This is a genomic window from Micromonospora sp. NPDC049274 (assembly GCF_040678875.1).
Lineage (GTDB): Bacteria > Actinomycetota > Actinomycetes > Mycobacteriales > Micromonosporaceae > Micromonospora.
This window is the reverse complement of record NZ_JBFAQS010000001.1, coordinates 35507-50458: the sequence shown is the minus strand read 5'-3', so window position 1 is coordinate 50458 and position 14952 is coordinate 35507. Positions and strand designations below refer to the sequence as shown.

Annotated in this window: 12 protein-coding genes; 11 read left to right on the top strand and 1 reads right to left on the bottom strand. The window is 73.8% G+C overall.

Annotated features, from left to right (window positions below; all coding sequences use genetic code 11):
* Window positions 1–22: 22 nt before the first annotated feature.
* The 9 genes from AB0K10_RS00225 (at window position 23) to AB0K10_RS00185 (ending at window position 10770) form a co-directional block, all read left to right on the top strand.
* Window positions 23–1453, top strand: coding sequence for an aldehyde dehydrogenase family protein (locus AB0K10_RS00225; RefSeq protein WP_363678375.1), 1431 nt, complete (start codon window positions 23–25; stop codon window positions 1451–1453).
* Window positions 1446–2270: an aldehyde dehydrogenase family protein gene (locus tag AB0K10_RS00220; RefSeq protein ID WP_363678373.1), complete on the top strand. Its 825-nt coding sequence runs from the start codon at window positions 1446–1448 to the stop codon at window positions 2268–2270. Before AB0K10_RS00225 ends, AB0K10_RS00220 begins: the two co-directional genes overlap by 8 nt.
* A 351-nt stretch (window positions 2271–2621) precedes the next feature.
* Window positions 2622–3086: a BlaI/MecI/CopY family transcriptional regulator gene (locus tag AB0K10_RS00215; protein ID WP_363678371.1), complete on the top strand. Its 465-nt coding sequence runs from the start codon at window positions 2622–2624 to the stop codon at window positions 3084–3086.
* 10 nt (window positions 3087–3096) lie between these two features.
* Entirely contained in the window at window positions 3097–4002 is a 906-nt protein-coding gene (locus AB0K10_RS00210; RefSeq protein WP_363678369.1) for a M56 family metallopeptidase, read from the top strand.
* Between the two features lie 283 nt (window positions 4003–4285).
* Window positions 4286–5533: a cytochrome ubiquinol oxidase subunit I gene (locus tag AB0K10_RS00205; protein ID WP_363678367.1), complete on the top strand. Its 1248-nt coding sequence runs from the start codon at window positions 4286–4288 to the stop codon at window positions 5531–5533.
* A gap of 20 nt (window positions 5534–5553) precedes the next feature.
* Entirely contained in the window at window positions 5554–6561 is a 1008-nt protein-coding gene (locus tag AB0K10_RS00200; RefSeq protein ID WP_363678365.1) for a cytochrome d ubiquinol oxidase subunit II, read from the top strand.
* Window positions 6558–8234: a thiol reductant ABC exporter subunit CydD gene (gene cydD / locus AB0K10_RS00195; RefSeq protein WP_363678363.1), complete on the top strand. Its 1677-nt coding sequence runs from the start codon at window positions 6558–6560 to the stop codon at window positions 8232–8234. Before AB0K10_RS00200 ends, cydD begins: the two co-directional genes overlap by 4 nt.
* A gap of 23 nt (window positions 8235–8257) precedes the next feature.
* Entirely contained in the window at window positions 8258–10027 is a 1770-nt protein-coding gene (gene cydC / locus AB0K10_RS00190; protein ID WP_363679530.1) for a thiol reductant ABC exporter subunit CydC, read from the top strand.
* Window positions 10028–10095: 68 nt separating this feature from the next.
* The gene (locus tag AB0K10_RS00185) at window positions 10096–10770 is read left to right on the top strand and encodes a permease prefix domain 1-containing protein (RefSeq protein WP_363678361.1); all 675 of its coding nucleotides are present in this window, start codon (window positions 10096–10098) and stop codon (window positions 10768–10770) included.
* 28 nt (window positions 10771–10798) lie between these two features.
* On the opposite strand, the gene AB0K10_RS00180 is transcribed toward AB0K10_RS00185, so the two are convergent.
* Window positions 10799–11140 (bottom strand): helix-turn-helix transcriptional regulator, encoded by a 342-nt coding sequence (locus AB0K10_RS00180; protein WP_363678359.1) that lies wholly within the window; start codon window positions 11138–11140, stop codon window positions 10799–10801.
* A 160-nt stretch (window positions 11141–11300) separates the two neighbouring features.
* On the opposite strand from AB0K10_RS00180, the gene AB0K10_RS00175 reads away from it, so the two are divergent.
* Together AB0K10_RS00175 and AB0K10_RS00170 are read left to right on the top strand one after the other, a co-directional pair.
* On the top strand, window positions 11301–12269 hold the full coding sequence (locus tag AB0K10_RS00175) for a DNA primase (protein ID WP_363678357.1): 969 nt from the start codon (window positions 11301–11303) through the stop codon (window positions 12267–12269).
* 39 nt (window positions 12270–12308) lie between these two features.
* Window positions 12309–14744, top strand: a complete 2436-nt coding sequence (locus AB0K10_RS00170; RefSeq protein WP_363679528.1) for a transposase — start codon at window positions 12309–12311, stop codon at window positions 14742–14744.
* Window positions 14745–14952: the final 208 nt, after the last annotated feature.

The following is a 14952-nucleotide window of genomic DNA, read 5'->3' as shown; positions in this document are numbered from 1 at the left end:
CTTCACCCTGGACTGATAGCCGATGTTCGAATACGCCCCCGCCCCCGAGTCCCGCTCGGTGGTGGACCTCAAGCCCTCGTACGGGCTGTTCGTCGACGGTACGTTCGTCGATCCGACCGACGGCGGCAGCTTCAAGTCGATCAACCCCGCCTCCGAGGAGGTGCTCGCCGAGATCGCCGAGGCCGGCGCCCAGGACGTGGAGCGGGCGGTCCGTGCCGCCCGGAAGGCGTACGACAAGGTCTGGGGTCCGATGCCGGGCCGCGACCGGGCGAAGTACCTGTACCGCATCGCGCGGCTCATCCAGGAACGCTCCCGCGAACTGGCCGTCCTGGAGTCGCTGGACAACGGCAAGCCGATCCGGGAGTCCCGCGACGTCGACCTGCCGCTCGTCGCCGCGCACTTCTTCTACTACGCGGGCTGGGCCGACAAGCTGGGCCATGCCGGCTTCGGCCCGAACCCGCAGCCGATCGGCGTGGCCGCGCAGGTCATCCCGTGGAACTTCCCGCTGCTCATGCTGGCGTGGAAGATCGCCCCGGCGCTGGCGGCGGGCAACACGGTGGTGCTCAAGCCCGCCGAGACCACGCCGCTGACGGCGCTGCTGTTCGCCGAGATCTGCCAGCAGGCAGACCTGCCGGCCGGTGTGGTCAACATCCTCACCGGCGCCGGCGACACCGGCCGCGCGCTTGTCGAGCACCCCGGCGTGGACAAGGTCGCCTTCACCGGCTCCACCGAGGTCGGCCGGGCCATCGCCCGGTCGATCGCCGGCACCCGCAAGAAGCTGACCCTGGAGCTGGGCGGCAAGGCCGCCAACATCGTCTTCGACGACGCGCCCATCGACCAGGCCGTCGAGGGCATCGTCAACGGCATCTTCTTCAACCAGGGGCACGTCTGCTGCGCCGGCTCCCGCCTGCTGATCCAGGAGAACGTGGCCGACCGCGTGCTGGAGTCGCTGAAGCGGCGGATGGCCCAACTCCGGGTCGGCGACCCGCTGGACAAGAACACCGATGTCGGCGCGATCAACTCCGCCGCCCAGCTGGAGCGGATCCGCGAGCTGTCCGACGCCGGTTCCGCCGAGGGCGCCGAGCGCTGGTCGCCGCCGTGCGAGCTGCCCGACCGTGGCTTCTGGTTCGCGCCGACCATCTTCACGGGCGTCACCCAGGCACACCGCATCGCCCGCGAGGAGATCTTCGGCCCGGTGCTGTCGGTGCTCACCTTCCGCACGCCGGCCGAGGCCGTGGAGAAGGCCAACAACACGCCGTACGGGCTGTCCGCCGGCATCTGGACCGACAAGGGCTCGCGCATTCTGTGGATGGCCGACCGGCTGCGCGCCGGCGTCGTCTGGGCCAACACGTTCAACAAGTTCGACCCCACCTCGCCGTTCGGCGGCTACAAGGAGTCGGGCTACGGTCGCGAGGGCGGCCGGCACGGGCTGGAGGGGTACCTCAATGTCTGAGCGGGTCGCCGTACGCAAGACGTACAAGCTCTTCATCGGCGGGAAGTTCCCGCGCAGCGAGTCGGGACGGTCGTATCTCGTGCAGTCCTCGAATGTGTCACTGGCCTCCCGCAAGGACGCCCGGGACGCGGTGGTCGCCGCCCGCGCCGCCGTCAAGGGCTGGGCCGGCGCGACCGCGTACAACAGGGGTCAGATCCTCTACCGGGCCGCCGAGATGCTGGAGGGCCGCCGCGAGCAGTTCGTCGCCCTGGGCATCCCCGGCGACGAGGTGGACGCCGCCGTCGACCGCTGGGTCTGGTATGCCGGCTGGGCCGACAAGCTCGCCCAGGTGTACGGCGGCGCCAACCCGGTCGCCGGCCCGTACTTCAACATCTCGGCGCCCGAGCCGACAGGTGTGGTCGCCGTGGTCGCCCCGGAACGGCCGGCGTTGCTCGGCCTGGTCAGCGTGATCGCCCCGGCGATCGTCACCGGCAACACGGTGGTGGTGGCGGCCTCGCCGTCGGAGCCGCTGGCCGCGGTGACGCTGGCCGAGGTGCTGGCCACCTCCGACCTGCCCGGCGGGGTGGTCAACATCCTCACCGGCGCGATCACCGAGACCGCGCCGGCGCTGGCGGCGCACATGGACGTCAACGCGATCGACCTGACCGGCGTGACCGACGACTCGCTCGCCACCGACCTCGAGGTCAAGGCCGCGGAGAACCTCAAGCGGGTGCTCCGACCGGCCCCGGCCGACCATGACTGGACCACCGACCCGGGTCTGGCTCGGATGACCACGCTGTTGGAGACGAAGACGGTGTGGCATCCCAAGGGGGTGTGATCGTCTGTCCTCGGCCTTGTGGTTTTCCGGGGGAAGGTTTTCCGGGGGGAGCCCGCCCACTCCGGGCGGTCAGGCTTGATCCCTGCGTGGGCGGGCTCCCCCCGGAAAACCTGACGTGGGCCGGGTTCGTCGGGTGGGTCAGCTTGGGGGTTCTGCCTCGGGTTGGGTTGCCGGTCAGCGGCGTGCGGCCGCCGGGGGCGGGGTCTAGATCTGCGCAACTTCAGGGATGTTGCTGCCTCCGGGGCGCTGGAGGCAGCAACATCCCTGTTCTTGTGTGGATCTTGATGGTTGACCTCATGATCGACCTGGTGGGGTGGGTCGCGGGTCTACTACCGGGGGTAGGATTGCTTCGTGACTCGGTTGGGCGATCTTGAGCGTGCGGTGATGGACGTGCTGTGGGACGTGGTCCCGGGCACGTCCGACGGTGTGACCGTGCGCGAGGTGGCCGACGCGCTCGACGGCCGCGAGCTGGCGTACACGACGGTGATGACCGTTCTCGACCGGCTCGCCGGCAAGGGGATGGTGCAGCGGGAGCGGGAGGGTCGCGCCTGGCGGTACAGGCCGGCGGCCAGCCGCGAGGCGCACATCGCACAGCTCATGCTCGACGCCCTCGACCTGGGCGGGAGCCGCGACGCCGCGCTGGTGCGCTTCGCCCGCTCGGTGACCGGCACCGAGGCCGAGGTGCTGCGGGCGGCCCTGGGCAGCGAGGCCGGGCTGAGTTCCGGCGACACCGCCACGGGCGGGGCCGACGCCCTGACCGACCGGGTGGATCGGCCGGTGGGCCGGCGGCCGGCCGGCGAGGCAGCGGAGCGGTAGGGCGCCCGCCATGGCCTACGCCGTGCACTTCGCCGCCACCATGCTGGCCTGCTATCTGACCGCCCAGGTGCTGGCCCGCTCGACCTGGACGTGGCGCAGCCCGCGGGTGGCGATCGTCTGCTGGCAGGCCGTCGGGTTGGCGTTGGGCCTCTCCGCGATGGGCCTGCCGATGGCCCTCGGGCTGAGCACGTACGACCTGCCGACCGGCAGTGCACTGCTCGCCCTGACCACCGACCTCTTCCACGGCACCCTGCCGATCGGCGTGACCGCCTTCCACCTCGCCGGCGTCGGGGTGGGCTTCGGCATCGGAGCGGTGCTCGTCACCACTACCATCCGCAGCATCCATGGCACCATCCGAGCCCAGCGCCGGCACCGGGACCTGCTCACCCTTGTGGCCCGGGACGACCCGGCCGCGCCGGGGGCGCTCGTCCTGGACCATCCGAGCGCCGCCGCGTACTGCCTGCCGGGGGTGAAGCCGCAGGTGGTGGTCAGCGCCGGCACCCTGAGTCTGCTGGACCGCGCCGAGCTGGCCGCCGTGCTCTCCCACGAGCGGGCGCACGCCCACGAACGACACGATCTGGTGCTGCTGCCGTTCACCGCGCTCTGCCGGGCGCTGCCGTGGTTCGGCTGGGTCCGTGACGCGCACGAGCGAGTGGCCCTGCTGGTCGAGATGCGCGCCGACGACAAGGCGCGCGAGCTGCACGCCGAGGCCCCGCTGGCGGGCGCGCTACGCCGCTTCGCCGCCGCCGGGCACCGGGTCACTCCGGCCGGCGCGCTGGGCCTGGGCGATCGCGACCTGGACGTACGCGTCCAGCGCCTGCTCGTGGCCGACCGACCGCCCCGGGCCCTCGGCGCGACGGCCCTCGCGGTGGCCGCCACCCTGGTCGCCCTCCCGGTCACCCTCTTCCTGAGCTGACCCCCGGCCCCACCCCGCGCCGCACACTCGCGCCCGTCCACAGACCTGCGCCCGAGCCACACCGCTGCCCGGAGGCGACGGCATGGTGCTGCCGGCGGGGTCCGCTGATGCTCGAGTCCCCGGGCGTCCCCGGCTGGAGATGCGTCGCCACACCCTCCCGACCGCACACCTACTACGTCTCGTCGTAGTATTAACTACGACGAGCCGTAGTAGTCTTCTTATGTAGGCAAGCTACGTGTAGGGTTGCTACGACAAGGGAGACAACATCTAGGGAGAGCCGGCCATGGACACGCTGCTCCTCGCCCGCCTGCAGTTCGCCACCACCACGTCGATCCACTTCCTGTTCGTGGTCGTCACGCTCGGGCTGGTCACCCTGCTGGTCGGGATGCAGACCGCCTGGGTGCTCACCGGCAACCCGAAGTGGGAGCGGCTGACCCGGTTCTGGGGCCAGCTCTACGTGATCAACTACGTGCTCGGCATCGCCACGGGCATCGTGATGGAGTTCCAGTTCGGGCTGAACTGGAGCGGCCTGTCGCGCTACGTCGGCAACGTCTTCGGCGCGCCGCTGGCGATCGAGACGCTCGTGGCGTTCTTCCTGGAGTCCACGTTCCTCGGAATGTGGATCTTCGGTTGGCACCGGCTCCGCAAGGGCGTTCACCTCGCACTGCTGTGGGGGGTGGCGCTCACCGCGTACGCCTCGGCCTTCTGGATCATGGTGGCGAACTCCTGGCTGCAACACCCGGTCGGGTACGAGGTCCGCGACGGGATCGCCCACCTCACCGACTTCGGCGCGCTGCTCACCAACCCCAGCCTCGGCATGGCGTTCGGGCACGTGGTCTCGGCCGGGCTGCTGGTCGGCGGGATGCTGATGGCCGCCGTCAGCGCCTGGCACCTGATCCGGCGTACGCCCGACTTCGCGCTCTTCCGCACGTCACTGCGGATCGGCCTGGTCACGGCGGCGTTGGCGATCACGATGGTGCAGGGTTTCGGCTTCGCCCAGTTCGGCCCGGTCGGCTCGGTACAGCCGACCAAGTTCGGCGGGGACAGCCCGGAGGCGCAGGCGCTGATCGCCGAGTGGAGCACCCGGTTCGGCCCCGGCGACTACACCCCGCCGGTCCTGTCCAGCGTCGGGCTGGGCTTCATGATCCTCATCGGCTTCACCCTCGGCTGCGTCTGGCTGCTGCTGCCCCTGCTCTTCCGAGACTGGATCATCCGGCTGCGCTTTCCGCTCTGGCTCGTCCTGCTCGGCGTGCCGTTGCCGTTCGTCGCGGTGATCCTCGGCTGGATCGCCCGGGAGGTGGGCCGCCAACCCTGGGTGGCGTACGGGCTGCTCCCCACCGACCAGGCGGTCTCCCCCGTCGGCGCGCCGGTGATGCTCGCCTCGCTGATCGGCTTCAGCCTGCTGCTGGGCACCCTCGCCGTCACCAACTGGGTGCTGCTGGCCCGGCACGCGGGACGCGGCGCGGCCGACCCGGCTCTCGGCCGCCCACCGGCCGACGAACCGGCCCACCCCGAACCCGTCCTCGCCTGAGCGACTGAAGGAGACTCACCGTGGACCTCGCCTGGTACGCCCTGCTCGGTCTCTTCTTCGCGAGCTACCTCGTGCTCGCCGGCTACGACTACGGCGTCGGGCTGCTGCTCGCCCGGGGCGGCGCTCCGGCCGGGCGACGGGCCGCGCTCACCGCCCTCGGCCCGTTCTTCCTCGGCAACGAGGTCTGGCTGGTCGCCGCCGTCGGCATCCTGTTCGGCGCCTTCCCGGTGCTGGAGGGCGAACTGCTCGCCGGCTGCTACCCGGCGGTCGCCGGCGCGCTGGTCGGCGTCATCCTGGTCACCGCCGGTGTGCAACTGCGCAGCCGGCCGAGCGAGGAGCGGGTCCGCGCCCGCTGGGACCGGGTCATCGTGGTCGGCAGCGCGCTCGCCGCGCTCGGCTGGGGCGCGGTGCTGGCCGCGCTGTTGCAGGGCGTGCCCCGCCAGGCCGACGGGCACGTCGCCGGCGTGTCGCACCTGGCCACCCCGTTCGCGGCGATCGTCGGGCTGACCATGGTCGCCCTGGTCGCGGTGCACGGTGCGACCTTCCTCACGCTGCGACTGCCGGCCGACGCCGCCGCCGTGGCCGGCCGCACGGCCCGCCGGCTGGTGCCGGTGGCGCTCTGCGCGGTCGCCGTGGCCACCGTCGTGGGCCTGCTCTCCTCCCGGGTACGCGACGCGGTGCAGCGACCGGCGGTGGGCGTACTCCTGCCGGTGTTGCTGGTCGCGGCGCTGCTGACGGCCCGCGTGGCGCTGGCGCGGCAGCGGCCTGGGTGGGCCCTGATCGCCACCGGCGCGGCCCTGGCGCTGCCGGTGGCGCTTGTCGGCGCGGCCCTCTGGCCCTACGTGCTGGTGTCCACGACCGACCCGGGCGCCTCGCTGACGGTGACCGACGCCGCCGCCAGCGCGCCGACGCTGCGGCTGCTTGGCTGGGTGGCGCTGCCGCTGCTGCCGGCCCTACTAGGCTTCCAGGCGATGTGCTGGTGGGTTTTCCGGGGACGGACCGACGGCAGGGCACCGGTGTACTGGTGAACCGCCGTCCCTTCGACCCGCGTCTGCTGCGTCGGGTCCCCGCGGCCCGGCGCGATCTTGCCGTGCTCGCGCTCCTCGGCGTGCTCGCCGCCGCGTTGATCGTCGCGCAGGCCACCGCGCTGGCGGCGGTGCTCGCCACCGCCTTCGACGGGCGGCTGAACCGGGCGGCGCTTGCGGGTTTCGTGGTCGCGGTCGCCGCCCGGTCGGCGCTGGTCTGGGCACAGGGCACGGTCTCGGCGCGGGTCGCCGCCACGGTCAAGGCCACGCTGCGGGCCGACCTGCTCGGCGCGGTGGGACGGCACGGGCCGGGCTGGGTGGCGGGGCAGCGGGCCGGCGAGCTGGCCACCCTGGCCGGGCGCGGGCTCGACGCGCTGGACGCCTACTTCACCGGGTACCTGCCGCAGCTGGTGCTCAGCGTGACGGTGCCGGTGGCCGTGCTGGCCCGCATCGTCGTCGCCGACTGGAGCTCCGCGCTGATCATCGCGTTGACGCTGCCGCTGATCCCGGTCTTCGGCGCGCTGCTCGGCTGGCAGGCACAGGCCGCCACCGAGCGGCAGTGGCGTCGGCTCTCCCTGCTGGGCGGGCACTTCCTGGACATGGTCGCCGGGCTGCCCACCCTGCGGGCGTTCGGCCGGGCGCGGGCGCAGACCGAGGTGGTCCGCCGGATGGCCGACGGGCACCGGGTCGCCACCATGAAGACGCTGCGGATCGCGTTCCTCTCCGCGCTGGTGCTGGAGCTGGTCGCCACCCTTTCGGTGGCTCTGGTCGCGGTGCCGGTCGGCATCCGGCTGCTCGGCGGCGGGCTGGCACTGCACACCGCGCTGCTGGTGCTGCTGCTCACCCCCGAGGCGTACCTGCCGCTGCGGGCCGCGGGCAGCCGCTTCCACGCCAGCATGGAGGGGCTCACCGCGCTGGACGAGGCGCTCACCGTCTCGGCCGCGCCCGCCACCCAGCGCGCCGCCGAGGGCGCGGCCATCCCGGACGGTCGCGGTGAGATCCGGTTCGAGGCCGTGACCGTGGCGTACGAGCGGACCACCGCGCTGCGCGACGTGACCCTGACCGTCCGACCCGGCGAGCGGATCGCCGTCATCGGGCCCAGCGGCGCCGGCAAGAGCACGCTGCTCGGTCTGCTGCTCGGCTTCGTGACCCCGACCAGCGGCCGGATCACCGTGGACGGCGTCGACCTCGCCACCGCCGACCCGGACGCCTGGCGTCGGCAGCTCGCCTGGGTGCCGCAGCGCGCTCACCTCTTCGCCGCCTCGCTCGCCGACAACATCCGGCTCGGCGCGCCGGACACCCCGCCCGAGGCGCTCGCCGCCGCGGTCCGCGACGCGGCCCTCGACGACGTGGTGGCCGGCCTGCCCGACGGGCTGACCACGCTGCTCGGCGAGCGCGGGCACGGCCTGTCCAGCGGCCAGCGGCAGCGCGTCGCACTGGCCCGGGCGTTCCTGCGCGACGCCCCTGTGGTGCTGCTCGACGAGCCCACGGCGCGGCTCGACACGGCCGCCGAGGCGGTGGTGCTCGACGCCACCCGCCGGCTTGTCGCCGGGCGGACGGCGCTGCTGGTGGCGCACCGGCCGGCGCTGCTGGCCGACGCCGACCGGGTCCTGCGCATCGAGGACGGCCGGGTCACCGAGCTGACGCCCGAACCGACCGGAAAGGCAGCCCCTTGAGCGCGGACCACGGGCCGGAGGCGGTGGCCGGCGTGACAGCGGCAGGGAGGGCCGCCGTCGAGCGCGCGGTGCTGCGGCTGGCCCGCCCGTACCTGGGTCGGCTCGTCGGCGCCGGGCTGCTCGCCGCAGCCACCGAGTTCGCCGGGCTCGCCCTGATGGCCACCGCGACGTGGCTGCTGATGAGTGCCGCCGGGCAGCCTCCGCTGGACCGGCTCACCGTCGCGATCGTCGCGGTCCGGGCGCTGGCGATCAGCCGGGGCGTGTTCCGCTACACCGAGCGGCTCGCCGGGCACGACGCGGTCCTCCGGATGATCACCGACGTGCGGGCCAAGGTCTTCGCCACCCTCACGGCCCGCCGCGACGCACAACACCGCTCGGGGGACGTCCTGAGCCGGCTGGTCTCCGACGTCGAGGCGGTCCAGGATCTGCTGCTGCGGGTGCTGGTGCCCGCCTCGGCGGCGGCCCTGGTCGGGGTGCTCGCGGTGGCCGGTGCGGCGCTGATCTCGCCACCGGCGGCCGGTGTGCTCGCCCTCGGGCTGGTGGTCGCCGCGGTGGCGCTGCCCACCCTGGCCACGGTGGTCACCCGGCGCAGCGCGGCCGAGGTGGCCCCACTGCGCGGCGCGCTGGCCACCGACGCCATCGACCTCACCCACGGCGCCGCCGACCTCGCCGCGTTCGGGGCGACAGACGCCGCGCTGCACGCCGCCGAGCAGCGGGCCGCCCGACTGGCCCGACTCGAACGCCGGCTGGCGGCCACCGGCTTCGCGGTGGACGCGGCCGGCGTGGTGGTCGCCGGGCTGACCGCCGCCGCCGTGGTGCTTGTCGCGCTGGCCGCCGACGTGCCGGGCGTCCTGGTCGGCGTGCTGGCGGTCGGCACCCTGGCCGCCGTGGAGGTGGCGCTGGCAGTGGTCTCGGCCGCCCGGCAGTGGGCCCAGCTGCGGCCCGGCCTGGCCCGTGTCGCCGCCCTCCTCGACGCCGACACGCCCACTCCCCCGCCCACGCCCACGCCCCCGGCGACCGACCCGGCCGACCCGCACGACCTGCGCTTCGTCGAGGTGAGCGTGCGCTACCGGGCCGGTGCCGCACCCGCGCTGGACCGGGTGAGCCTGGACCTGCCCGCCGGCCGGCGCATCGCCGTCGTCGGCCCGAGCGGCGCCGGCAAGAGCACCCTGGCGGCCGTGCTGACCGGGGCGGTCCGACAGACCTCCGGCCACGTCACGCTCGCCGACCGCGACCTGTCCTCGTACGCGGAGGAGGAGCTGCCCCGCAGCGTCGGCGGGCTGCTCGCCGAGGCGTACGTCTTCCATGCCACCGTCCGGGAGAACCTGCTGCTCGGGCGGGCCGGGGCCAGCGAGGACGAGTTGACCGGGGCGATGACGGCAGCCGGCCTGCGGGACTGGCTACGCGCCCAGCCGGCCGGCTGGGACACAGTGGTCGGCGAGGAGGGCGGCCAGCTCTCCGGCGGCCAGCGGCAACGACTCGCGCTCGCCCGCGCCCTGCTCGCCGCGCCACCGGTGCTGGTCCTCGACGAGCCCACCGAAGGGCTGGACCCGGCCGCCGCCGACGCGGTGCTCGCCTCCGCCCTCGCGGCCACCCCCGCCGGGCACTCGGTCCTGCTGATCAGTCACCGGCTCAGCGGGCTGGCCGGCCTGGACGAGATCGTCGTCCTCGACGGCGGTCGGGTGGTCCAGCGCGGCCGGCACGCTGAGTTGGTCGCCACCCCCGGTTGGTACCGGGACCAGTGGTCTCTGCAGGTGGCGGCCGAGCGCGGGTACCTGGCCCTCGCTCCCTGACCCGCTTCGGGGACGGACCAGGGTTCTCCCCGACGTGGGTGGCCTCGCGTCCGTGGCAGTCTGGTGTCATGCGGCATGCTGAGGGCTTCCTGGTCGAGGAGCACCTGCGCGAGCTGGAGTCCCGGTTGCAGGGGCCGGCGCGGCTGAAGTCCGACCTGCTCACCGAGGCACGGCACGATCTGCTGGACGCCGTCGACGCGTACCGCGAGAGTGGTGTGCCACCCACGGAGGCGCAGCGCCGGGCGGTGGCCGAGTTCGGCTCGCCGGCGCAGTTGCTGCCCTCCTGGCAGGCAGAGCTGGCGGTGGCCGCCCTGCGCGGCCTGTCCCTGCGGATGCTGGCCGTGGCCGGGGTCCTGGTGGCGGCCGGCGACCTGACCTGGCGCGGGTCGAGCTGGAGCGCGGGTCCGCAGCCGCCGGCGCTCTACCGGCTGCTGTCCGCCTCGGTCGACTGGATCTGGTTCGGCGAGCTGCTGCTGGCCGTGACCGCCCTGCTGGTGGTCTGGGCGAGCGCTCGATCATCGCGACCGGGCCTGGCGGTGGCGCAGCGCGCGGTGGGCACCGCCCTGACCGGCACACTGGCCGTCGGCATCGTGGCCGGCGGGGCTCTCTTCACCTGGTCGGTCGACATGTGGGACGCGGCGCTGACGTGGCCGCCGATGATCGTCGGCATGGTGGTGGTGGGTGGGGCGTACTTCTCGCTGACCCGCGCCGCGCGCGTCTGGCTGCGAGCCACCGCCCACTGACCGGCCCCTGGGGTGGGCCGCTGGCGGCTCAGGCGGGGGTGACGGGTGGGCTGCCGGGGTCGAGGAACCGGCCGACCGTCACACGGAACTCCTGCCATCCGGCGCGCTCCCCGGCCAGCGCGCGCCGGCCGGAGTCGGTGAGCTGGTACGTCCGTCGCTCCCGACCGTTGACAGTGCTCCAGGTGCTCGCCACGTGACCGGCGCGCTCCAGCCTGCGCAACGCCGGATAGATCGTGCCGGTGGGCAGGTCGAGACCGCCGTCACTGCGCTCCCGCAGGGATTCGATGATGGCGTAGCCGTGCTGGGCGCCCTGTTCGAGAACGGCGAGCAGAAGGGCGTCGAGGTGGCCGTGCAGCGCCTGGGCCTTCATGTGTAGCTACGCTACTTGTCAAACGCCCGGTTCGCCACCATCACGCACGCGCAGGCCCGAGACGTTGCCCGGCCGGTCACCGGGGTGCGGGCTCCGGGCTTCCCGAACCGCCGACTAGGGTATGTGCCCAGAGTCACTCGCCGGTCGGAGACGCCGGCGGGTGGGCAACCCGAAGCACACGGAGGTCAGCGTGGCCCGCCAGTCGCCCCAACGGCCCGACGCCGACGAGCCCGAGCTCGACGACACCACAGGCCCGGCCGAGCCAGACGAGGCCGACGAGGCCGACGACACCACAGGCGCGGCGGCCGACCGGTCGCTCTGGGACGAGCTGCGGATCGACCCAGTGGAGATCGCCCTGCCCGCCGGCACCGGTTTCACCCTGCGGGCGTACCGGCCGGCCGGGTCGCTGACCCCGACCGACGTGACCGAGCGCGACCAGGACGACCCGTTCCTCGCCCGCCGGCAGGTGATCGAGGAGGAGGACGACGAGACAGTCGTCATCCTCGATGAGGAGCTGGCCGAGGAGTTCGCCGACAGCGACGAGGACGAGCCGTCGCGCCGTCGCCGCGACGGCGCCACGGACGCCGACGCGACCGCCGACGACGAGGCCGAGGCCGAGGACGTCACCGACGAGGCGGACGACGAGGAGGTGCCGGTCTTCCTCAGCCACCGGGGCAAGCTGCTGCTGTTCAAGACCCCTGAGTCGCTTGTCAGTTTCATCCGCTCCGGCGCGCCCAACGATCTGTCCCAACTGGACAGCTGGAATGAATTGTCCGAACGGGTGGAGCCGGCCGACATCGCGCCGCTCGACGAGGACACCTACGAACTCGACCTCGTCGTGGAGAACCTGCGCGGCGGTCACGACAGCTGGGATTCGACCCTGCTGATCGAGGCCGGCGAGGCCGCCCGCGACCTGTCGTACGCGTTGCGCCTGCCTGCGGTTCTGGACATGCTCTCCGCCGGCTCCAGCCTCGACGACCTGGACGAGGCGCTGCGGGCCACCGCCAACGGTGGAATCGGCGCTTTCATGGGCCGGCGTCGGCTGAAGAAGATCGGGGCACAGACCGCGAGTTTGGGTTGGCGCACCATTGTCGGCAAGATCTCTGCGGTGGTGGACTGGCGCGACTGACCCGTACCGGGGAGCATCAGTTGCTGGCAGTAGGAAGACCTGTCCCGGGAGGAGGACGACGCCGTGGCGCTCGTGCGCGTGTACTGCGGTCTGGCCTCGGCGGATCCGGCTGACCGACCGGCCTCGGCCGGTTCGACGCTGACGTCCGCTGTGGTCGACGACGCAGGCCGTCTGCTGCATGTCTGCGAGATCGGCGACGACGCGGCTGGCTACGCCCAGCTCGTCGCGCTGCTCGTGGAACGCTCAGGCGGGCCGAGCGGTGCGGCCATCGCCGCCGACAGCGACGACCACACGGTCACCTCGCTGCTGAGCGCGGCGGGTCGGCCTCTGGCGATCGCCGACGACGACTCCGTGGACGACTTCGCCGAGCGGTTCGCCGACGACGACTCGCTCGAGGAGATGCAGTCGCCCCCGGCCGAACGCCGGGCCGTCGGTCTGGCCCGCGCGTTGCAGGCCGGTGCCCTCTCCGCCGTCACGCTGCCGGCTCCCCGGGACCTCGCCGGCTACAAGCAGGTGCTCGCCGCACACGCCGCCCTGGCCAGCGGCCGGCACTCCGCCGCCGTGGCGCTGCGCGAGGTGCTGCGGGAGCTCTACCCGGCGGCGCTGCGTGCCTATCCGGACCCGGCGGAGCCGGTGTCGCTGGCCGTGCTGGACGCGCTGCCCGAGCCGGGCATGCTCGGCGGCACCATCGCCCGTGGTCGCGAGGTGTCCGTCGCCGCGGACGCCATCGCCGCGCATCTCGCGGCGGACGGGGTCGCCGACGCCGCAGAGATCAACGAGGCGGTCACCGCGCTGCGGGTCGCCATCTCGGAGACGCCGCGCCGCGCCGCCGTCAACCGGGCGCTCACCTCCGCGGTGGCCGAGACCGTCCGGCAGGCCGTCGCCTCCGTACGGGCCTGCGACGCCGGCTGCGAGGCCCTGGTCAGCGCGCTTGGCGCGCGGGTCAGCAACCCCGCCCCGGCTCCCGGCCGTCGGGCCGCCGCCCGTCGTGGCGAGTCGGTAGGCGACCTGACCGGCCTCGCCGGCACCAGCGCCGGCCTGCGGTCGCTCCGACCGACCCCGGTCACCGCCGAGCCCCCACCCGTCACCGGCCGACGCAGCCGGCCCGAGCCGGCACCGGGCAGCGCCCCGCTGGCCTCGCCGCGACCGCTCGGGCCGCCACCGGTCGCCCCCGCTCCGGTCACCCCACCGCCGGTCGCGCCCGCGCCGATCGCACCGGCAGCGGTCGCCGGCCCGCCGGTGTCCGCGCCGCCCGGGCGTGCCGAACCGATCCCGAGCCGGATCGACGGCCCGACCAACCGACCGGTCTCGTCGCCGCCGCCCCCGCCTCCGGGGATCACCCCCATCGCGCCGGCGCAACGCGGCGCCGTGCCGCCGGCCGAGGCGGGCGAGCCGTTCCGGCCGACCCTGACCACGGCCGCGATCAACCACGCGCGGGCCGAACGGCAGCGTACGGTCATTCCGCCCCGCCCGAAGACCAACGGCGAGCGGCAGAGCCACGTGCAGCGATCGGTCGAGGAGCCGCCCACCGGCGGGTTCAGCGCCACCGACCTCAGCATCCCGGTGCCCGCTCCCCGACCGGGTCAGGAGTCGGCGCCCCCGGGCTCCCGGGCGAACTGGCCACTGGTCAACAACCCGGAGGACCCGGCCGACAGCTCGCCGAACAACCCGGTCGCCTACCCGTACGGCGGCGGCCGCGTCGACGCCCCGACCGATCCGGGCCGGGCCGACGGTCGGGTCACGCCGCCCTGGCTGGCCGACGACCTGCCCCAGGAGCCGCCCATGCTGCGGCTGGTCGAGCCGCCGCCGCTGGCCGACCGGGCACTGCGGGAAGGGCTCAACCCGCCCCCTGGCGACCCCCGCCTGGACACGCCGCCGCTGCGACTCGTCGACCGGGAGCAGGCCGCCCGCAACAACCGGCAGGCGCCCCGCGTCGAGCGGACCACCGAGCACCGGCCGCCTCCGCCGGTCGAGCACCGTCCACCCCCCATGGAGCACCGTCCACCGCCGATGGAGCACCGGCCGCCGCCGGTGGCCGACGAGGGCGACGGTGATCTGCTGATCTTCGCGCAGGCCAAGTCGGCGTGGTTCGTCGGGCACACCGAGGAAGAGTCCGACCTGGACTGGTCGACCACTGCCGACACCGGGTGGCAGGCCGCCGAGCAGGCAGCCCGTCCCGCGGTGGGCGCCGAGACCAACGCCGGGCTGCCGAAGCGCGTCCCCCAGGCCAACCTGGTTCCGGGTTCCCCGCTGCGCGAGGAGCGCCCGTTGCGCATAGTGCGTGACGCGGCGAGCCTCGCGGAGAACACCACCGGCTACTTCCGCGGCTGGCGTCGCGGGCAGGAGATCGGCGGGTTCGCGGTGGGCGGCCGACCGGGCCGGGAGGCCGCCGGTGGCTGGGACTTCAGCCGCGACCACGGGGACCGCGACGACGACCGCGAGTACGAGTACCGCTCCGCCGGCTACCAGTCCTGAGCGTCGCTCTCGCGTACGCGTTCCTTCCGCCCTCAGCCGTACACCGGCTGGGGGCGGACGTGCGTTCAGGAGCCAGCAGAACGGGCACGGCGCATGTACGGGCTACCGGTCCGGCACCAACGCAAGAGATCTTGGAAGGAAACCGCCCTCGGAGGGGCCGATTCCTTCCAAGATCTCCAGGGCGTGTGTCGGACAGCATTCAGCGCCC